This window comes from Candidatus Tisiphia endosymbiont of Temnostethus pusillus (assembly GCF_964264675.1).
GTDB lineage: Bacteria > Pseudomonadota > Alphaproteobacteria > Rickettsiales > Rickettsiaceae > Tisiphia.
This window is the reverse complement of sequence record NZ_OZ183472.1, coordinates 1760190-1780103: the sequence shown is the minus strand read 5'-3', so window position 1 is coordinate 1780103 and position 19914 is coordinate 1760190. Positions and strand designations below refer to the sequence as shown.

Annotated in this window: 16 protein-coding genes and 2 pseudogenes; 5 read left to right on the top strand and 13 right to left on the bottom strand. The window is 33.3% G+C overall.

The genetic code is table 11. The features are described from left to right. Window position 1: 1 nt before the first annotated feature. From gatA to ACFEL2_RS08135, 7 genes and pseudogenes are all read right to left on the bottom strand, one after another. Complete coding sequence (gatA, locus tag ACFEL2_RS08165) at window positions 2-1489, bottom strand: Asp-tRNA(Asn)/Glu-tRNA(Gln) amidotransferase subunit GatA (protein ID WP_341751541.1); 1488 nt, start codon at window positions 1487-1489, stop codon at window positions 2-4. Between the two features lie 3 nt (window positions 1490-1492). Beyond that, on the bottom strand, window positions 1493-1795 hold the full coding sequence (gene gatC / locus ACFEL2_RS08160; protein ID WP_341751542.1) for an Asp-tRNA(Asn)/Glu-tRNA(Gln) amidotransferase subunit GatC: 303 nt from the start codon (window positions 1793-1795) through the stop codon (window positions 1493-1495). Window positions 1796-1926: 131 nt separating this feature from the next. Next, window positions 1927-2487, bottom strand: a complete 561-nt coding sequence (frr, locus tag ACFEL2_RS08155; RefSeq protein WP_341747885.1) for a ribosome recycling factor — start codon at window positions 2485-2487, stop codon at window positions 1927-1929. A 3-nt stretch (window positions 2488-2490) separates the two neighbouring features. Continuing rightward, window positions 2491-3210, bottom strand: a complete 720-nt coding sequence (gene pyrH / locus ACFEL2_RS08150; RefSeq protein ID WP_341751544.1) for a UMP kinase — start codon at window positions 3208-3210, stop codon at window positions 2491-2493. A 174-nt stretch (window positions 3211-3384) separates the two neighbouring features. Next, window positions 3385-3852, bottom strand: coding sequence for a type II toxin-antitoxin system RatA family toxin (locus tag ACFEL2_RS08145; protein ID WP_341751545.1), 468 nt, complete (start codon window positions 3850-3852; stop codon window positions 3385-3387). A 7-nt stretch (window positions 3853-3859) separates the two neighbouring features. After that, window positions 3860-3991: pseudogene (locus ACFEL2_RS08140) on the bottom strand (DUF1674 domain-containing protein); the annotation flags it as partial. Between the two features lie 19 nt (window positions 3992-4010). Then, window positions 4011-4808, bottom strand: coding sequence for an isocitrate lyase/phosphoenolpyruvate mutase family protein (locus ACFEL2_RS08135; RefSeq protein ID WP_341751546.1), 798 nt, complete (start codon window positions 4806-4808; stop codon window positions 4011-4013). Window positions 4809-4968: 160 nt separating this feature from the next. Between ACFEL2_RS08135 and ACFEL2_RS08130 the strand changes: the two genes are divergently transcribed. Continuing rightward, complete coding sequence (locus ACFEL2_RS08130; RefSeq protein ID WP_341751547.1) at window positions 4969-5736, top strand: 16S rRNA (uracil(1498)-N(3))-methyltransferase; 768 nt, start codon at window positions 4969-4971, stop codon at window positions 5734-5736. A 43-nt stretch (window positions 5737-5779) separates the two neighbouring features. On the opposite strand, the gene ACFEL2_RS08125 is transcribed toward ACFEL2_RS08130, so the two are convergent. From ACFEL2_RS08125 to ACFEL2_RS08105, 5 genes and pseudogenes are all read right to left on the bottom strand, one after another. Beyond that, on the bottom strand, window positions 5780-9193 hold the full coding sequence (locus ACFEL2_RS08125; protein ID WP_375331956.1) for a hypothetical protein: 3414 nt from the start codon (window positions 9191-9193) through the stop codon (window positions 5780-5782). 16 nt (window positions 9194-9209) lie between these two features. Further along, complete coding sequence (locus tag ACFEL2_RS08120) at window positions 9210-11648, bottom strand: VirB4 family type IV secretion/conjugal transfer ATPase (RefSeq protein ID WP_341752335.1); 2439 nt, start codon at window positions 11646-11648, stop codon at window positions 9210-9212. Window positions 11649-11680: 32 nt separating this feature from the next. Beyond that, window positions 11681-12973, bottom strand: a complete 1293-nt coding sequence (serS, locus tag ACFEL2_RS08115; protein ID WP_341751549.1) for a serine--tRNA ligase — start codon at window positions 12971-12973, stop codon at window positions 11681-11683. Continuing rightward, a pseudogene (gene tatC, locus ACFEL2_RS08110) lies at window positions 12951-13705 on the bottom strand (twin-arginine translocase subunit TatC). Before tatC ends, serS begins: the two are co-directional and overlap by 23 nt. A gap of 424 nt (window positions 13706-14129) precedes the next feature. Then, window positions 14130-14888, bottom strand: a complete 759-nt coding sequence (locus ACFEL2_RS08105) for an HAD family hydrolase (protein WP_375331955.1) — start codon at window positions 14886-14888, stop codon at window positions 14130-14132. A 202-nt stretch (window positions 14889-15090) separates the two neighbouring features. Here ACFEL2_RS08105 and ACFEL2_RS08100 point away from each other — a divergent pair, with 202 nt between their 5' ends. The 4 genes from ACFEL2_RS08100 to typA all read left to right on the top strand — a co-directional run bounded on the left by ACFEL2_RS08100 (window position 15091) and on the right by typA (window position 19413). Further along, window positions 15091-15333, top strand: a complete 243-nt coding sequence (locus ACFEL2_RS08100) for a type II toxin-antitoxin system Phd/YefM family antitoxin (protein ID WP_342259672.1) — start codon at window positions 15091-15093, stop codon at window positions 15331-15333. Further along, entirely contained in the window at window positions 15330-15749 is a 420-nt protein-coding gene (locus ACFEL2_RS08095) for a type II toxin-antitoxin system VapC family toxin (RefSeq protein ID WP_341751551.1), read from the top strand. The genes ACFEL2_RS08100 and ACFEL2_RS08095 overlap by 4 nt, the downstream gene beginning before the upstream one ends. Before the next feature lie 209 nt (window positions 15750-15958). After that, window positions 15959-17305, top strand: coding sequence for an MFS transporter (locus ACFEL2_RS08090; RefSeq protein ID WP_375331954.1), 1347 nt, complete (start codon window positions 15959-15961; stop codon window positions 17303-17305). A 287-nt stretch (window positions 17306-17592) separates the two neighbouring features. Beyond that, window positions 17593-19413 (top strand): translational GTPase TypA, encoded by a 1821-nt coding sequence (gene typA / locus ACFEL2_RS08085; protein ID WP_341751553.1) that lies wholly within the window; start codon window positions 17593-17595, stop codon window positions 19411-19413. Between the two features lie 9 nt (window positions 19414-19422). Here the strand turns inward: typA and rimM are convergent, their stop codons facing one another. Beyond that, entirely contained in the window at window positions 19423-19914 is a 492-nt protein-coding gene (gene rimM, locus ACFEL2_RS08080; RefSeq protein ID WP_341751554.1) for a ribosome maturation factor RimM, read from the bottom strand.

Here is a 19914-nt window from a genome sequence, read left to right as displayed (position 1 = left end):
TTTAGCGTTTATTAGAATATACAAAACTAATATCTCTTGAACCACGCTCAATTGCTGCTGCTACCTTTAGAGTATTATATTCATCAAGGGCTTTTCCTATTACTTGCATGCCAAGAGGCAAACCTCTAGAAGATAATGCAGCAGGTACAGAGCAACAAGGAAGACCGGCAAGACTAGCTGGAATAGTAAATAAATCGTTTAAATACATTGTCACAGGATTATCTTGTTTCTCACCTAAGTTAAAAGCTTCGGATGGTGTAGATGGCAAAATTATTGCTTCAACTTGTGAAAAAGCTTTCTTGAAATCATCTGAAATCAAGCGTCTTATTTTTTGGGCTTTTAAGTAATAAGCATCCATAAAAGCAGATGAAAGTAAATAAGTACCAATCATAATACGTCTTTTAACTTCAGCACCAAAGCCAGCAGTTCTTGTTTTTTCATACATTTCCTCAATGGATATTCCCTCATTTCCTACCCTGATTCCATATCTTATACCATCATATCTAGATAAATTAGATGAGGTTTCAGCAGGTGCTATAACGTAATATGCAGCTAGAGCATATTTAGAATAGGGTAATGAAATATCAATAATTTCTGCCCCATCGTTTTTTAGAATATCAATAGTATGCTGCCACATCTTAATAATATCCGGTTGTATACCATCTTGTTTCATAATATCAAATGGTACACCTATTTTCATGTTTTTTGCACTACTATTACATGCCGATCTTAGCTCTAGTATTTCAGAGTTTATAGAAGTAGAATCCTTTTCATCAAAACCAATCATGGCTTGTAGCATTAAAGCAGTGTCTTCAACAGTTCTTGTAAGTACTCCAGCTTGGTCAAGCGAACTGGCGAAAGCAATCATACCATATCTAGAACAACGACCATATGTTGGTTTGAATCCGACAATCCCAGTATAACTGGCAGGTTGGCGAACAGAACCTCCTGTATCACTTCCAAGAGCTGCCATAGCTAAAAAGCTACTGACAGCAGCTGACGAGCCTCCAGAAGACCCACCAGGGACTACCGGGGTTGTAGGTGCATCTATCGCTTTCCAAGGACTAATAACGTTACCAAAATAGCTAGTAATATTAGCCGATCCCATGGCAAATTCATCCATATTAGCCTTACCAAGCATTATTGTACCGTGATCTTGAACATTTTTACTTACAGTAGATTCATATGTTGGTACAAAGTTGCTGAGTATTTTTGAGGCGGCAGTAGTTAGTACTCCTTTTGTACAAAAAAGATCTTTTACAGCAATAGGAATTCCTTCTAAGGATCTTGCTATTCCATTATGATAATTTTGATCAGCAATTTTAGATTGCTCTAAAGCAATATCTGTAGTTTCAGTAATATAAGCATTTAACTCTTTATGTTTGTCCATTTCTTTAATATGTGCTTTAGTCAGCTCAACACACGAAAATTCTTTATTCTTTAAGGCTTTAAGGGCTTGTGTGATGGTTAATTTTATAATTTCCGACATATTTTACTCTACTACTTTTGGGACAACAAAACATTTTACTTCTTTGGCAAGTTCTGCCTTATCATTAGGCACATTAGCAAATAATTCATCAGAAATGTCACCATACAATACTTGGTCTTTTCGCATTCTTTGGTGCATATCACAAACAGAAGTAAGTGGTTCAACGTTACTACAGTCTACATCGTTTAAAATGTTGATCATATTCATCATCTCAGTTAATTGATGGGCAAAACTGCTTATCTCTTTTTGGGTAAAATTAAACCTAGCAAGTTTTGCTATTTTTTGTACTTCTTCATTTGTAATCATTATATACCTTAAATATTATAGTCATTATAGCATGAAATATGTTTGCACTAATAGTTTATGGCTATTTTATGAAAAAATATACCTAAGTCATTTAGGTGGCATCTCTTTGAGGAATGACACCTATTTTAGACTTAAATAGTCAGTATTTCTTGTTCTTTTTGTTTAACATGTAAGTCTACTTTATTACTATATTCATCAGTTAATTTTTGGATTTCTTCTGATAGGTTATGTTGTTCATCTTCAGTTATGATACTGTTTTTTTCTAACTTTTTTAAATCTTCATTACCATCCCTTCTTATATTACGCAAGGCAATTTTAGTATTTTCTCCATATTTGTGAGCAAATTTAACAAGTTCTTTGCGGCGTTCTTCAGTAAGTAACGGTATTGTGATTCTTATTAGCTGTCCATCTGATGATGGGTTTAGACCCAAATTTGTATCTATAATAGCTTTTTCTACAAATTTTACTATAGATTTATCCCACACTTGTACAGTAATAGTTCGTGCATCTGGAGTTGAGAGACTTGCTACTTGCGACAATGGTACTTTATCGCCATATGCTTCAACCAATACAGGGTCAAGTAAGTTAACTGAAGCTCGACTAGTTCTGAGTCCCTTGAGTTCGTGATCTAATACTCTTATCGAACTATCCATTTTTGATTGTAATTCTTTACGTATAGTTGCTTTATCCATACTTTATTCACCTTCTTGAATTTTTGTATATTCACCTTTTCCTTGCAGTACTTTTGCAAAATTACCTTTCTCTTTAATAGAAAATACCTTAATTGGCAAGTTGTTTTCTCTAGCCACAGCAATAGCAGCAATATCCATAACTTGTAAATTATCTTTTAAAAGATTAGTATAACTTATAGTAGAATATTTCACTGCATTAAGGTTCTTTGTCGGATCTGCATTATATACACCATTAACCTTAGTACCTTTTAGTAATAAATCACAGCTCATTTCAATTGCTCTTAAAACAGCTGCACTATCAGTAGTGCAAAATGGATTACCAGTACCGCCGGCAAAAATTACTACTCTACCTTTTTCTATATGTTTTTTTGCTTTACGACGTATATAAGGCTCACAAACGCTCATCATAGGGATTGCAGAAAGGACTCTAGTATGAACACCCAAACTTTCCATAATATTTTGTAGAGTAAGTGCGTTTATTACCGTGCCAAGCATGCCAATATAATCACCAGCAGCTCTTTCCATGCCAAATAAGACATCAGTGCCACGATAAATATTGCCACCGCCAACGACCACACATACTTCTATTCCAAGATCAATTGCTTCCTTTATATCTTCAGCAATTCCTAAGATTATAGAGTACTCATGACCAAATTGTTTGTTGCCCATTAAGGCTTCGCCAGAAACTTTTAATAGGACTCGTTTATATTGCAAAGAGGACATAAATTAAACTCTTGGTTTTATAAATTTTCTATGTAAACCCTAAATACACTCTCGATGTACCCCAATTCGGGATAAGAATTAGTTAATTCTTATCCCGAATTCGCATGATGTCATTCCCACGAAGGCAGAAATCTATAGTATCTAATAGCCTTTTAGACCATTTTGATCCCTATTTCAAGAGTAGTTTGCTAAGTTTATTTTAGTTAACATAGTATCTGCCCTTTTTTCAAATGCATCAACCATTTTTTCAGTAGCATCAGTAAAAAATATATTAACTAACTTGTCAACTATTGCAAATTTCATCTTAAAATCAATAAAGAACTCTATTTTACTACCAGTATCTTCTTGAGAAAATTGCCATAAATTTTTTAAATATTTAAATGGTCCGGAGATTGCCTCTACTTCAATGGAATATCTTTGCTTATTCAAATCATTTGAGTATATAATTCTTGATTGATAATTGTCTGAAAAACCTTTTAACTGAATTACTAATTCAGCTATAATTTGATTCTCACTCTCTGAGATGATTCTAGCCGCCCTACACCATGGTAAGAATTCGGGATATGACTTTACATCAAGAACTAAGTGAAATAATTCTTGTACATTATATGGTAGGATTTTGGCTTGATGAAAACTTGGCATAAATTCTTTAAAAATCAGTTACTCTACCTTTATGCTGCCAATCTCCGTGGGTAGTGGGTTCTTGACCTTTAAAACCACCTATTTCCTTTGGCTTTTCTTTTTCATCTTTTATGGTAGTGTCTTTTTTGTTATCCATAATATATACTAGTCCTCTCCTATTACGTCTTTTTATTTGTATCTATATATGTTAACACTTCAGTTGCAGATTTATCCAATTCTTGCATCACTGCAATATATGGGAAAGGACCGTAACTAATTCTAGATACACCTAAATCAACAAGGTTTTTTACTGTCGTTATATCTTGCACCATTATATTGACAGGAATAGGTGAAAATTCACATAATTGTTTTATAAAATTATAATTTGCTAAGCCTGGTGCAAAAAACCCATCAGCTCCAACTTCTGCATAAGCTTTGCTTCGTTCTATAGCTTCTTTTAAGTCTTGTTCATTATGCTCAGATGTATCTTTTTGAAGAAAGATATCCGTTCTAGCATTAATAAACATATTAGGCAATAACTCCTTTATAGCTTCTTTAATTGCTTTAATTCGTTTACATTGTTCTTCTATAGAGTATCTTGCCTTTTCTTTCCCAATAATTTGATCTTCAAAATTTATACCAATTGCCCCTGTTTTAATTACGTGTTCAACATTCTCTATTAAATCACTTAACTTCGATGCAAATCCTGATTCAAAATCAAAACTCACAGGTACTTTGACTTTTTCAATAATATTCTTTAAATTTTGCAAGGCTAATTTAAGTGGGAATTTCTCACCATCTTCATAACCATAAGATTTTGCTACTGCCCAGCTACTTGTAGCTAATGCTTTTGCCCCGGACTTCTCTACAATCTGTGCTGAACCAACATCCCAAATATTATACAATACTAAAGGATTACCCTTTTTATGAAGTGTTTTAAACAAGTTATCTTCTATTTCTGTGAATTTTCTTTTCATACTACATATATCTCCTTCTGTTTGAGTTAGTTTTTTTTCATTGTTGTTTTTTCCTTAATAATATATTGTTACTCAAAACATAATTTTAATTATTAAAATAATATTTTGAAGTACATGAAAAAGTCAAAATGTCTAGGTGTTAACCATTAGAGTTAAAATTATGAAAACTGCTCGTCTTCACAGAATATATACCAATATCAGACTAATTGAAAATTATTCGTTAAATCTTGCAAAAGAGCATAGTCACTACCTTAAAACAGTATTAAGACTAAAGGTTGGCGATCATTTTAGAATTTTTAACGGCACAGATGGTGAGTTTATAGCGCAAATTACTGGTATTACAAAAAACAATTTACATGTTGGACTTACTAATATTTTAAGAAAAGCAACAGTTGAACCTGAACTTACTTTAGGAATATCTATTATTAAAAGTGATAGAATGTTGGATGCCATAGATATGGCTGTACAGCTTGGGGTAACAAAAATTATTCCACTAATCGCTGAAAGATCTCAATTTCGCACTGTTAATACTCAAAGATTGATGAAATGTATTATCGAATCTACAGAGCAGTCTGAGCGTTTAATACCCTGCATTCTTATGCCAGTAGTATCACTTAGTCTTTTCCTAGAACAAACTTTAGATAATTCTATAATATATGCCAATGAAAATGAAGATGAAAATAATACTTTATTAAAAATCATGCCTATATACTCATCAGATATTTCGGCAAATCTTTCAGTTGTTGTTGGTCCAGAAGGTGGTTTTTCACAAAATGAACTCCAAATGCTTTCATTAAGACCTAATACTTTATCAATAAGTCTAGGGTCAAATATCCTCCGAACTGAAACTGCTGTAGCAACATGTCTAGCACAAATTAAATTATTCACAGCTAGTTGCGTTGCAACTAAACCAATCCTCCTAAATTGACTAATAGTAATGGTGATAGCCTGATGTCTTTATCAAACTCAGGTTATTTCAGTTGATATTTAATAGTAACATTTAAAGTTCCTCCACCAACTATTCCCACACAAGTATTAATATTATTTTTACCATTTTGTAAATGTGGCATAAGATTAAGTAGTTCTAGGTTATTAGCTCTACCTCTGTCGGATGCTTTTACAAATTTGCCATTTCTAGAAATGTAAACATCACAGTGAGTACGGTCAGCATTGTAATTTCTACATTCCATAGAGTTAAAGTTATCAGGACCAGTATGAATAAGCTGATTATTAACTTTAATCATTATGTAATCATCATAATATGAGCCAGTACCACCTATGGTGAAAGAGTTTAGCATGTTAGTATTTGGTATATCAAACTCATAATTTACGCAATACAATGTATCGTAAGTATGGGCTGCAGAATGGTATGGTCCACCAAGTATAAAGGTTCCAACCTTAGTTAAAGTATCGTAGTTATTGTTAACAGGAAAATCTTTTTTATCACTTGTATATTTGAAATTAAGACCAGTATTCTCTTTACATCCAACACCATCCGGTAAGGCTTCAAAGGCCACTGTTTTAGTATAGATATTTGATAGACAATAACGTTGTAGTGGTTTATTCGGATCAATTAATACCCAACCAGACCTACAAGTACCTAGTGCCAAATCACCTATTTTTGTGTTAGGATCATCTGTTTCTGTGCTAGACCATGTTGCGTTACCACTGGCATTAGTCGGGGTGGTAATTGCTTGACATTTAGGGGCAAGAACTGAAGTGCAAAAACCTAATTCTTGTGGGGTTTTATCTCGGATTGCAGCAGTTTTGTCAAGAGAAATACCATCCTTATCGACAAGAATACCTTGCTCATTAAACTTAGCAGTATAATACTGCCCATCAATGTTTATTGTAGGACCTAGTGACGGGGAAGGATCGATTCTATTATTACTATCTACAGACACTTTACATACTTCAACATTTGGCTTACGATTATTTTTATAACAATACATAGAGTTATCACATTTATAAATCGTAATACCCTTTGTCTTAAGATCGTCTATAGTCTCCGTAGAGTTACAACCAGTATGAGTATCCTGACAGATTTGCAGACCTAGGTATTGCATACTTTTTGTCTTAAATTTTGAGCAATCAACTGTATCTGATTCAAGTAGTCTTGCTAGTATACAGTTAGTATTATTTACTCCAGGAATACATTTGTCTATATCTTTTAATTGTAAACAACCATGCGTTGCACCTTGAATATATTTACCATTTATATATTCAAGACCCTTTAAATATACAGCATCTGTAGTAGGAATTCCTGTCTTAGCATCATAGGGGATCTTGTCGTCTTTATAATTACCATATATTGTTAAAGGATTCATAGATTTTTTGCCAGAAAATGGCATAGCAGTATATATAGTGGGGGGTGTATTAGAAATATATGCCATGAAGGAAGTAAAATTAAATCCTGCTAAATTTATTATTGCTTCTGTCTCGCCTGCTATTGACTGAGTAACCGATAATGGTGTAATAACAGTACTAGTTGAATCAACAGTATCCCCTTTATCGTCTAACACTCGTATTGACGCAATAAATTGAGGGGTATAATAGCTATTATTATTGCAAGTAACTCCAGGAAGTCCTCCACACGGATAGGTTAGAATTTGGTAACCATCTGTTACTCTGTCTTCACAACCAACCAAGTTATCTCCTTCCGATACACAAATAGATTTTGGATCACGACGAAGATTAGGATTTAAGGTAGTATCCAATATAGTATTCCTAGTAATTGAAGCAACAAAAGTCCTGTCACTGACATTATCTCTGAGCTTAAAGGTTTTTTTGAGCGGTAGTAAACTTGTAGTATCTTGACCTTGTATAGGAGGAAATGCAAGACTAACATCAATAAACTCACCAATATTTATGCCCCATATTTCTTGACAAGTAATCTTACCATTTGCTTCTTTGCTATTACAATCAGGTAAATCATCAACATAGTAACTACTTGGTGCAGAATGATCACCTACTTTTTGTGCGTAAACTATCCTAAAGCCATCTTTGCAACCATCCTCAATAGTACATTCAAAGGGAATTTTTGTGTTAACACAACGTTCTTTATCACTAGCTGAACATTTTTTTATTGCATCGAGTTGAGCGGTAGCAATATGAATTCCTTTGGCTGAAGAAAATGGACCAAGATTATCTATTACTACACATTTATCGGTTTCTTGTGGATTTTCTTTATTTCTACAAAGAGGGACAAGATTGTCTAAACTAACACGTACGACATTATGAATAAAATTATTTCTTAATTTAGACACCACACATGGTGCATTTGAAGATTGAACAAATAAATTACCTTTCTTTTTACTGCATACAAGCTTTGTCGTAGGAGTAATAATGAACTGTTTTAATTTAGGGCAATATGGTGGTGGAAAAGGACCTAATGGTAATTCAACGCAACCAAATTGGTAGTCATCAACAGAACGATTTAGTGCACCAAGTGCTTCTACTATTTGTTTTGCCACCTCATACATCCATTGTTGTTCAAAAATATATCCTATCCATTTAACTATTTCTTTTATAACATCAAGACCTGGTGTATTGTCAGAAGCAATCATGTCTAATAACTTACCTAATAGTACTGATATACTCATACTAGACTTAATGTCTATTAAAAACTTTAGAATTTTTGCAAAAGGGTGTAACTCATCTGTTTTATGAAGAGGTTGTCTTATTGGATTCCAGTCCATCGGATCTAAGTGAACTCCGGTAGCTGAGACGAGGTTTACCAAGCCAGGATCACTATATGCACATAGCTTTGGTCTATTAAACGGTTTTCCATCATCTCCAACGATCGGTTTTCCATCACTCCCAATAATCGGTTTATCATCTTCTGTAAAGCCAACATCATTCAAATGTTTTCCAGGTGTATAACCAGGGTCTGCTGGCGTTCCTTTACTATTCAAGGCTGTTGGTGCAACTGCAGGAACAGCAACCCTAGCACAAATTCTGAGTAAGGGTAGGGCATAAGCCCCAGGCCATATTATGCATTCACCATCCCAATTCAAAGTAGTGGATTGATTCCAGCATGCAACTGCATTACAACTTTGAGTTCTTATACGAATCTTTGGTGAAAAATAAGAGCTTTCTGGTGTACGTTCCGCACAGTGCTGAAGATAAAATCCAATAAATTTCTCAGGAGGGTCAAATTGAACCAAGCAATTATCTGTATCACGTCCATCCCGCCTATTCCATGGTGGGCATATAGGGTTTGGCTTTATTGTTCGTTTTATACTTCCATTCCATGTTTCATTTATCTCACTATACCCGCAATTGCAAGGATCACTTAGACATTGTGCAACTCCATCCCAAAATGAAGAATAACTCTTGCTAGAGTAAATCAACAAAAAAAATGCTAGATAATATTTTTTTAGCACCAAACTCCTCTTACAACTAAATATGATTTAATGCTATATACAAAGGATTAATCCAATTATCAGGATGTCCTGGATATTGTTGTAATATTTCTTGATATATTTTTAATTCCTCGGTTCTACAGGATAGAATCTTGATAATACCAATTAAACTTCCTATACTTAACTCCAAAGCAATAGATTGATTATTTTGATTTATTAAGAACATTCTAGAAGCAATTGTAAATTTCGATAATTTATTTATTTCTGATTCATTTAATCCTAAAATTTGTTCTAAATACTGTGATTTTATTTCTGATGGTAAAATTATTTTAGTGTCTATTAAATCCAACCAATTCTGTAGTACCTTTGTTTTTGTTGACTGTAGATAACTAAAATTAAAATTACTAACCATTATTCCATTATTACTCAGCAATCTATCAGAAATCATTTGTGATATGTTATCAAAATTTTCCGGTCTATACAAGGAATCTAGATTATCTATGGCTAATATTTTTGGACTCTTCCCTATAATAGTTAAGTGATAATTAAAAGCATATATTAATCCTGCACATAAACTATTATGCTTAGTCAAATTCATTGAAAAATCTTCTAGAAGTTTTCTATCTGTTGGATAAAAACGTTCAGTAAAAGACTTCCCAGAAAAAGGATACAAATTAAATCCGATTATGCCGCCTTCAGATAAAGGGAATTTATCACTATCAAATATACCATCATATAATCCTCCTTTTGTATAATCAGTCAACCTTAGTTTAATTAAGTCTCCACCTTCTATAGAAAAGTCCATTGTTTTTAAAATGGAGGAAAAATTACGTTCTTTATTATCTAAAGTCCAAATTTTATCAGCGAAGTTTTCTAGAAAAGCTAATTCTGCTTTGGTTAGAGGGTAAAAAGAATGATTGCAAATTATCTTAAGAAATTCGATAACGAAATTCCTTGACTCTAGAGTATCATCTAGTAGAAATGGATTTATTAGGTTCTTCTCCTTTTCAAACCACTGCCCTTCAATTGATTCAACAAAAATCTTTGAATTATTATTATTGGAAAGATATAATATTGTTGGCTTGTATTTAGTTGCTTCAGAAATTAAAAAATTTGTTAGTACAGTCTTACCAGTATTAGCTGTGCCAAAAATACAAGTATTTCCTCTATTATTACTTTTAGCATGAAAATTCATAAAGTAAGGAGTTCCTTTTTCTGTTCTAAGCAAAGTCACCGCTTTACCCCATATGTTATTTTGGTTTCCGGTCGGGAAATTATGTAATGAGGCCAAAGCGGCGGTATTTTCTATAATTGTGGGAGCAAGCCTCCTAACATAGGAAAAGTTCCCTGGGAGCTGTGCCCAAAATGTTTGCTCTAAGTTTATATCTTCCCGCACATGGACAATACCAATTTTAGCAAGTTCCTTAGATGCTTGGGCAATTGATTGATCCAATTTCTCCAAATCTGACCCTATAATAGCAATAGAAATTTGTTGTTTACAAAATTGGTTCGGGATTGAAGCATCAAGGTTCATTATCTTATCTATTCCTGTAATTTCAGCAAGTTTAGTATCCTTACTAACTTGTAAAATATATGCCTGTTGTTCAAATGTTTTAGATACTTCTTTTTTATCAACGAAGTAAAATATTTCTGTTGCTATTAATTCCACAGGTAATTGTAGGAATCCATCAAGTGCAGCTGATGATACTTCTTGATATTCCTTTATTGAAATAATGGATGCAAACTTTTTATCATGCCTACTTATTACTTCAATCTTATCGTTACCAACTGCATATTGATTAGAGGCTAAAGCATTAGATAGATTTGCAATCGGTACTAAGCAATATTCTTCGTTGAGATGAATTATTCTACGATATAAAAACATCAAATCAGAGTAAGATTCTTCTCCTTCAAATCTTATTCCTAACTTTACTGCACCAAAATCTTGTAAATCCAAAAGTATTTTGTCAACAGTACTATTTAGCATTTTAAAAACACTATCTAAATAGTTATTTTGGTAATTGACAAGTTTATCGAAAGACAAAGAAGTTATTAAAGAGTTGATATCTTTAACTTTAATTTTAGCAGAATCATAAATTATTGAGATATATAAGGTATTAACAAATTTATCATCCCAGTAATTTTTTTGTTGCCATAAATTGTGAATATTAGCTGGTAACAATTTATTGTAAGGAGTTGGGTCATCTAAGTTTGTCTTACGTCGTACAGTATGTATCCAAAATGCAAAATTTTTATTATGAACATTTTTCTTAATCGCATTACGCACTACTTCTCGTAAATTGAATAACTTAGTGCTAATATTTTCTGCATTGATACCATTTATTTGGATAGTTTGGAGTAGTTCGCCATTCTTAGTTAACAAAGTATTCTCATTATAATGACAAGCAATTGGAATGAAATCCTCTGCAGAATTATTATATAAATCCTTATCAACTTTTCTTGAGTTGCTAGCTATTTTGAACACCAATGATACCTATCAAATACATGTTATTTAGACTCTTTAGTGGTATGAATTCGCTCCAACCCACCCATGTAACTCACCAAAACATCTGGAACTGTTATTGAACCATCTGCATTTTGGTAATTTTCTAGAATTGCGATTATTGTCCTACCAATTGGTAAACCAGAACCATTCAAAGTATGGGCAAGAGTGGTTTCGTTGCTACCAAATTCTTTATATCTAGCTTTCATCCTTCTAGCCTGAAAATCTCCACAATTAGAACAACTTGAAATCTCACGGTATAGATTTTGACCAGGCAACCATACTTCCAAATCATAGGTCTTTTTGGCAGTAAATCCCATATCTCCAGTACAAAGCAACATAACTCTATATGGTAGATCAAGTTTTTTTAGAATGGTTTCAGCTGCATTAGTTATATATTCATGTTCACGCTGAGATTCTTCTGCAGTAGTTATTGTAACCAACTCAACTTTACCAAACTGGTGCATACGTATCATACCTCTAGTATCTCTACCACTACTTCCAGATTCTGATCTGTAACAGGGTGTGTAAGCAACATAACGTATAGGCAATTCTTCCCTAGCTATTATGGTATCGGCCACCATATTAACAAGAGGTACTTCACCTGTTGGAATTAACCTGTAATTATTCACCGTTTCAAACGACTCTTCTGCAAATTTTGGCAATTGACCACTATTATACATAGCAGCTGGTCGCACCAAAGATGGAGGAGATAGTTCAGTAAAATCAAATTCTTGAGTATGTGTATCAATCATAAAATTAATCAATGCACGTTCTAACTTTGCTAAATCTCCCTTTAGAGTCACAAACCTACTACCGGACATTTTAGCAGTACGTACAAAATCCATCATCCCTAAACTTTCACCAAGTTCAAAATGCTGCTTAGGTAAAGGAAGAGATAGTTTTGTTGTAATGTCTCCTACTGTTTTAAGCAGTTTATTCATACTGCCATCAGTGCCATATGGTACGTCGGGATCAGGAAGGTTTGGCAATACCTCCAACATATCGTTTAACTGGTGATTACTATTTAATTTTAAATTCAGTTCTTCCAGTTTCTCATTTATGTGATCCACATCACGCTTTATTTCTTCAAATTCTTTACTAAATTTGTTAGGCATGTTGCCTAGATCCCTAGATTTCTTCCTTCTTGCATGCTGAAATTGCTGAATAAGATTAGTTAGCTGGCGTTTGCTTTCATCTAGTTTAGTAATTTTATCGGACATTGGGGGAATTCCCCTTTTGATAAGTAGATCATCAAATTCCTGCTTATTCTCCCTAATCCACTTTATATCTAACATTTAACTTCCTCGATTTTCTACAAATTTACACATAATAATTGAAGTTTCATATAATAAAAGCATTGGTATTGCAAGGGCAAATTGGCTAAGTACATCCGGTGGAGTTAAAATACCAGCAATAATAAAAATAATTACTATAGACGATCTTCTTTTGTCCACTAAGTCTTTTGCTGTTAATATTTTTAATAAATTTAATATTAACATAATAATTGGTAATTGGAAAGCTATACCAAACGCAATAATTAACTGAATTACTAAGTTTAAATATTCACTAATTCTAGCTTCTAGAATTAGTGGAATAATAGCATTATTATCTTCAAAGCTTAGAAAAAATTGCCATGCACGCGGCATAACAAAATAAAATACAAAGATGCTCCCACACCAAAACAAAACAGGCGACATAAAAAGAATAAAAGCAGCATATTTCTTCTCACCTGAATATAACCCAGGTCTTATAAATAAAAAACATTCTATAGCGATAATTGGCATAATCATGACAAAAGAAACAAAAGCTGCAAGTTTTATATAAGTAAAGAATGCTTCAGTAAGACCAGTATAGATCACTTTCCTTATATCAGCATGATCTAATTCTGCAAGTGGCTCTAATAAAATGTTATATATATCGTTACTGAAACAATAACAAATAATAAAACCAATAATGAATGCAGCAAATACTCGTAAGAACCTAGCCTTTAGCTCTAAAAAATGCTCTTTAAAAGTATATGACTTCATAAATTAACCAATATGTACAAGTTTAAGTGGTAACCTCAGTTTGATGTAAGACATCGGTTTAATAGCCTAGGATGTCATATATGGACGTTCCTGCTTTCGTGAGGAGGTATTATAACGTGGATAGTCAAAATAGGTTGTTATGAACCTAAAAATTGAATAGAATGATAAAAAACTCATCAAAAGTATACTATATACTCTAGAATAGAAAACTAGAAATTGCATCGTCATTTATCCAAGATTCTAGTGGTATATTCAGATAATCCTACGAGCAGTATACCATCTATAAAAAAGGTTTGTAACTAGAATGATTATAACAAAGCTTTAAGAAAAATGGGAGAAATAATCCTTAGTTTTGATGAAAATTATACTAGGAGTCCTAGAAGTTTTGCTATTGTCTTTTCTTCAAAGCAAAATTATATAATCCCTATAATAGGTAATAAAAGTTTATTAGGGAAGCTTCTTCACCCAACAGTTCTTCTAATACACTCTCTGTTGGCTCTGTTGGCTGATCAAAGCTAGTCTGTATTTGATTTTCTTTTTGTTCTTGTGTTGTAACTATCTCAAAAGCCTCATTTAAATACTCAATACCCTCTTTGGGAACATATATCCCATTCATACCATTTTTCTTTGCGATATCTACATTATTTGGGTCATCGTCTATTAAAACAACCTTCTTATTCTCAGAAACACCAAAATGCCTCTTGGCTTCCTCTATATGCTCCTGTTTGCCTTCATAGTCATTTCTACGAGGATGCGACACTACATAAATTTCTTTCGATAGAGTCGATCCTAAAAGTTGCTCAAGAGCGTATTTGATCCAATCAGGATATGAGCCAAAAGATACAATAGCTATATGACATCCTATAGTTAATGCTTTTTGGAACAATTCTACTAATAGCTCTTTATTTTTCCAATTTTTTGTTTCATCTGCTAGAAATCGATCTACACAATCCTGATAATTGAGAGTAGCATTAAGAGCATTGTCTAGCGAGCCTTTTACTATTGTTTTATCCCAATCAAAACATAATAACATCTTATCAGATTGAGTTTCTTTTTCCAAAAAATCCTTTTGCTGTTTAACTTTTAGTTGATCAGAATTTGGAGTATTCAGTATCTGTTTATCTTTTGGTGTGCTAAAATCTAAAGGGGGTAAGCTTAATCTTGCCTGTTTTAATTTTGACATCTGTTGTTCTCTTAATATTTATTTTTTATTCTTCTTGAACCCAAAAACTCAGAACTTAATAAATTAATTTTAGAATTTTTGCAACAAATTATTAAGATTATTTAAGTAAAATGAAATAGATTAATCACTGTGATTAGCATATTGCATTGCTTATTAAAATATAATAAACTAGTTAAATTAACTAGTTTATTAAAGAGGATTCATGAGAATAGTTGGTATGTTTAAAACAAAAACTCACTTAACGGAGCTAATAAAAGAAGTAGAAGCAGGTGAAGAATTATGCATAACAAACAGAGGAAAAGAGGTAGCTTTTGTTATACCTGTAGCTAAATATTATTCCCAACGATTTGATGATCTATTTAAAAAACTTGCTGAACTTAAAAAACGTAGTCCTCTTGGCTCTACAGATGATGTTATTAAAATGAAAAATCTTGGTAGAAAATGAATTTAGTAGTAGATTGTTCATTCATCATGTCATCGATTTTACCGGATGAACAGCAGCTTAAGGTCGATAACATTTACCATCAGATTTCTAACAAAGTATATAATATATTTGCCCCTGCTGTCTTTTTTTTAGAATGTAACAACGTGCTTATATCATCCTTAAAAAAACAGCGTATTATTAAAAGTAATTATGAAGAGTATTTACACCTCTTAAATACCCTTCCAATTAATATTGATAAATTTTGTTCTAGCCCTGAATCTCTACATATAATAGCAAGGATTGCAGCTAAATATGGTCTAACGTCTTACGATGCTTCTTACCTTGAATTATCCCTACGCCTTGAAGCAAGCATTGCTACTCTAGATAATAATTTGGCTAATAGCTGTAAGATAGCAAATATAGAGTCTATAATTTAAAATACTAAAATACTTCAAATATGTACTTATAGTGAATTCAGTTGAATTATGTCAAAGAAATCTCCACTCGACCTTTTAGGTTGTATTAAGTACTAGTATATTGTTACACTAATAGTTTAATTATTTTAGCCTACTATATCATTTTTTCTTGCTATTAATTAACCAAATCATCACTATTTATAGTACTATTAAAATTATAAGGTGAATGAATGATAGGGAACTATAAAGAACAAAAAGGTTTAACAAGGAAACAAAAAGAAGCCATCGGATTGCTTTCAGCCGGGACATTCCTAGAGTATTTTGACCTGATGTTATATGTTCATATGGCAGTATTTCTTAATGAGCTATTTTTCCCAAAGTATGATCCATATACTACAGCAATTTACTCTGCTACAGCTTTCTGTTCTGGCTTTGTTTTTCGACCGGTTGGTGCATTAATTGTTGGTTGGATAGGTGATAATGTAGGGCGTAAGAATACCGTTATCATCACGACTTTTATAATGGCTTTATCATGTCTTATAATAGCTAATCTACCTACCTATGCCCAAATAGGTATTACAGCTCCTTGGTTGCTCACCATATGCCGTATACTACAAGGAATGTCCTCTATGGGAGAGACAGTAGGAGCAGTACTTTATTTAACTGAATCTATAAATCCACCAGCCCAATATCCAGCTGTTTCGTCAGTTTCGGTTTTTGCTACTTTAGGAGGAGTCGCTGCTTTAGGCATAGCATCGTTAGTGACCTCCTATGGATTTAATTGGCGTATAGCATTTTGGATGGGAGCGAGTGTAGCACTGGTTGGTACAGTAGCTAGAAAGAGTCTTAGAGAAACGCCGGAATTTGCTAATACCAAACGTCAACTAAAAAAAACTCTTCAGCAGACTTCAAATGTTGCCGCTATAGTTCTCAAAAAACTGGAAAACAACCCGATATGGCAGGAAAAAGCTAATAAAGTAACAGTAATAGCCTTATTCTTAATAGAATGTATGTGTCCCGTATGTTTTTATTTTGCTTATATTTATTGCGGAAATATTTTAAAAACTTCTTGTGGTTATAGTGCTGAACAGGTCATTCATCAAAATTTTATTATTTCAATATGTTCCTTCCTAAGTACTTTGGTATTAGCATATTTAAGTTATAAAATATATCCGTTAAAAATTGTAAGAACTTTGTTATTAATATTTGGTGTATTTGTTTTAGCTTGCCCTTATTTATTAAATAATATTAATAGCTCATTTGATGTATTTTTAATGCAATTATTCGTTATGTTATTTGTACCTAATGGTCCCAGCTTAGGACAGCCAATTTATTATAAACATTTCCCTGTCTTTAAACGGTTTAGATGTGCTAGTCTTACCTTTGCCATATCTCGTGCCTTAATGTTTTTAGTTAGCTCTTTTTTGATTGCTTACTTAACTGAGTATTGGCATCATTGGGGGATAATGATTATATTGCTTCCAGTCTACATAGGTTTTGCATTTGGGATATTTCATTTTGAAAAGTTGGAGAAAGAGACTGGGAATTATCCACAAAAGCCTTATGTAGAGATATAGATAAATGTTGACAACATAATGTAATAATTCGTTTTGTTACTGTTGGTATTTTGAAATACATAGCTAAAGTTAAAAAATGTATTACAGTTTCTTCTACTATCTTTTTAGCTTTTTCCAGTGATTTAGCTCCTAGCGTTTCTAAATTATGAATTCGATCCAAGAATTCTAGCAAGCGAGGAGCAACGTTGTTGCTAATTCAACTGAATTCACTATAACACAAGAACTCTATTCCAATTTGATATATTTTGCTCTATAATGCACATCTAAAAATATATTAAAGGTTTTTGATGTTTGCTATTCGCAATATTGCCATTATCGCCCACGTTGATCATGGTAAAACTACTCTAGTTGATAATATGCTTAAACAAAGTGGGACTTTCCGAGAAAACCAAGCGGTAGCAGAACGTGCTATGGATTCAAATGACCTTGAACGCGAACGTGGTATAACTATTTTAGCTAAATGTACCTCCCTTATGTGGAAAAATATCCGTATCAATATAGTTGATACTCCTGGTCACGCTGATTTTGGTGGTGAGGTAGAACGCATTCTTACTATGGTAGATGGAGTTGTATTACTAGTTGATTCTTCTGAAGGTACAATGCCTCAGACAAAATTTGTGTTGTCAAAAGCTCTAAAACTTGGTTTGAAACCAATTGTTGTTATCAATAAAATCGACCGTCCTGATAGAAGAGTAAGTGAAGTAGTTGATGAAGTATTTGAATTATTTATGGCATTAGAAGCAACTAATGAACAACTAGACTTCCCAATTATCTACGCTTCGGGACGTAGCGGTTGGGCATCGCGTCATCTAGAAGATGAGCAAAAAGACCTTTCTCCTCTTTTTGATTTGATAGTATCTCATGTACCTGCTCCTGTTTCTGATAGCAGTCTTCCCTTTTCTATGCTTGTTACTACTAGAGAGTATAACTCATATTTTGGTCGTGTATTTACCGGTCTAGTGCAGAGCGGTACGGTTAAGATCAACCAAAATGTTAAAGTACTTAATCGCGATAATATGGTAATTGAAAATGCTAGAATAAGTAAAATACTATCATTCCGAGGATTGGAACGTGTAGCTGTCGATGTAGCATATGCAGGAGATATCATTGCTATTGCTGGAATCCAAAACGCTACGGTAGCTGATACTATCTGTGACCCTGAAATAATGCTAGCACTCCCTTCCTTACCTATAGATCCCCCAACATTATCTATGACCTTTGGAGTAAATGATTCTCCTCTTGCTGGACGGGAAGGATCAAAGCTTACATCACGAGTTTTAGGTGATAGATTGATGAGAGAGATCGAAAGTAATGTGGCAATACATGTCAGTCAAACTGAAGAAAAAGATGCTTTTCAAGTTGCAGGTCGTGGTGAGTTACAATTAGGAATATTAATTGAAACTATGCGACGTGAAGGTTTTGAACTATCAATCAGCAGACCACGTGTATTATTCAAAGAGGATGAACAGGGAAAAAGATTAGAACCAATTGAAGAAATCCAAGTTGATGTTGATGATGATTTTGTTGGAGTTGTTGTTAAATCCTTGGCAATACGTAAAGCAGAAATGACTGATATGCGTCCATCTGGTGGCGGTAAAACTAGAGTCACATTCTTAGGACCATCACGCGGTCTTATTGGTTACCACGGTCAGTTTCTAACCGAAACTCGAGGTACAGGTGTTATGAACCGTGTTTTTCATAGTTATGGTCCATATAAAGGGATTATTGAAGGAAGACGTAATGGAGTATTAATTTCTAATGGGGATGGTGAATCTGTTGCTTATGCTCTATGGAATCTTGAAGAGCGTGGAAAAATGTTTATAAACCCTAATGAACTAGTATACCAGGGAATGATTATAGGCGAACATAATCGGGATAATGACCTAGAGGTAAATCCTCTGAAAGCCAAACAATTATCAAATGTCAGAGCTTCTGGCAAAGATGAAGCTATGCGTCTTATCCCACCAGTCATTATGACATTAGAACAATCTATCAGCTATATCCAAAATGATGAAAGAGTAGAAGTTACTCCTAAATCAATCCGGCTTCGTAAGGCAGTATTAAACCCTAATGACCGAAAGAGATCAGAACGACGTAATGAGGACTAATTGCTATAGTCAAATCTTTGCTAAAATAGCATGCTCTTTCGTCACTACTGGGAAAAATTGCTTGTTAAAAGGAAATAGTTCTACTTTTTTATTGCTGACAAACTCGATTTCAATGATATCACCTGCTTTAAAATTAAAAACATTTGTAATCTTTCCTATAGCCACCAAATTGGTATCTAGTACCAGTAAGCCTCTTAAGTCTTCAATATAAAATTCATCTTCACTTAATGAAGGGAAATCACGCCTATGACAAAAAAGCTTACATCCCTTTAACTCTTCAGCTAATGTCCTATTATTAATTTTGTTAAATCTACATATTATATCACCTTTAGAATTTTGACTAATGAGTTTAAGGATAATTTTTTTTCCTAATTCATCCACCAAATTCATTTTAATGATATTAGTATTTGGCATAGTAAAAGATTTGACGTAAACATTACCCTGCACTCCGTGTGCTGATGATACTACACCAACAAAAATGAAATCTTTTTTAATAGACAC

Coding starts and splice junctions, on each gene's coding strand:
- gatA (WP_341751541.1), bottom strand. CDS start 1,489: ATGTCGGAAATTATAAAATTAACCATCACACAAGCCCTTAAAGCCTTA.
- gatC (WP_341751542.1), bottom strand. CDS start 1,795: ATGATTACAAATGAAGAAGTACAAAAAATAGCAAAACTTGCTAGGTTT.
- frr (WP_341747885.1), bottom strand. CDS start 2,487: ATGGATAAAGCAACTATACGTAAAGAATTACAATCAAAAATGGATAGT.
- pyrH (WP_341751544.1), bottom strand. CDS start 3,210: ATGTCCTCTTTGCAATATAAACGAGTCCTATTAAAAGTTTCTGGCGAA.
- ACFEL2_RS08145 (WP_341751545.1), bottom strand. CDS start 3,852: ATGCCAAGTTTTCATCAAGCCAAAATCCTACCATATAATGTACAAGAA.
- ACFEL2_RS08135 (WP_341751546.1), bottom strand. CDS start 4,808: ATGAAAAGAAAATTCACAGAAATAGAAGATAACTTGTTTAAAACACTT.
- ACFEL2_RS08130 (WP_341751547.1), top strand. CDS start 4,969: ATGAAAACTGCTCGTCTTCACAGAATATATACCAATATCAGACTAATT.
- serS (WP_341751549.1), bottom strand. CDS start 12,973: ATGTTAGATATAAAGTGGATTAGGGAGAATAAGCAGGAATTTGATGAT.
- ACFEL2_RS08105 (WP_375331955.1), bottom strand. CDS start 14,888: ATGTCAAAATTAAAACAGGCAAGATTAAGCTTACCCCCTTTAGATTTT.
- ACFEL2_RS08100 (WP_342259672.1), top strand. CDS start 15,091: ATGAGAATAGTTGGTATGTTTAAAACAAAAACTCACTTAACGGAGCTA.
- ACFEL2_RS08095 (WP_341751551.1), top strand. CDS start 15,330: ATGAATTTAGTAGTAGATTGTTCATTCATCATGTCATCGATTTTACCG.
- ACFEL2_RS08090 (WP_375331954.1), top strand. CDS start 15,959: ATGATAGGGAACTATAAAGAACAAAAAGGTTTAACAAGGAAACAAAAA.
- typA (WP_341751553.1), top strand. CDS start 17,593: ATGTTTGCTATTCGCAATATTGCCATTATCGCCCACGTTGATCATGGT.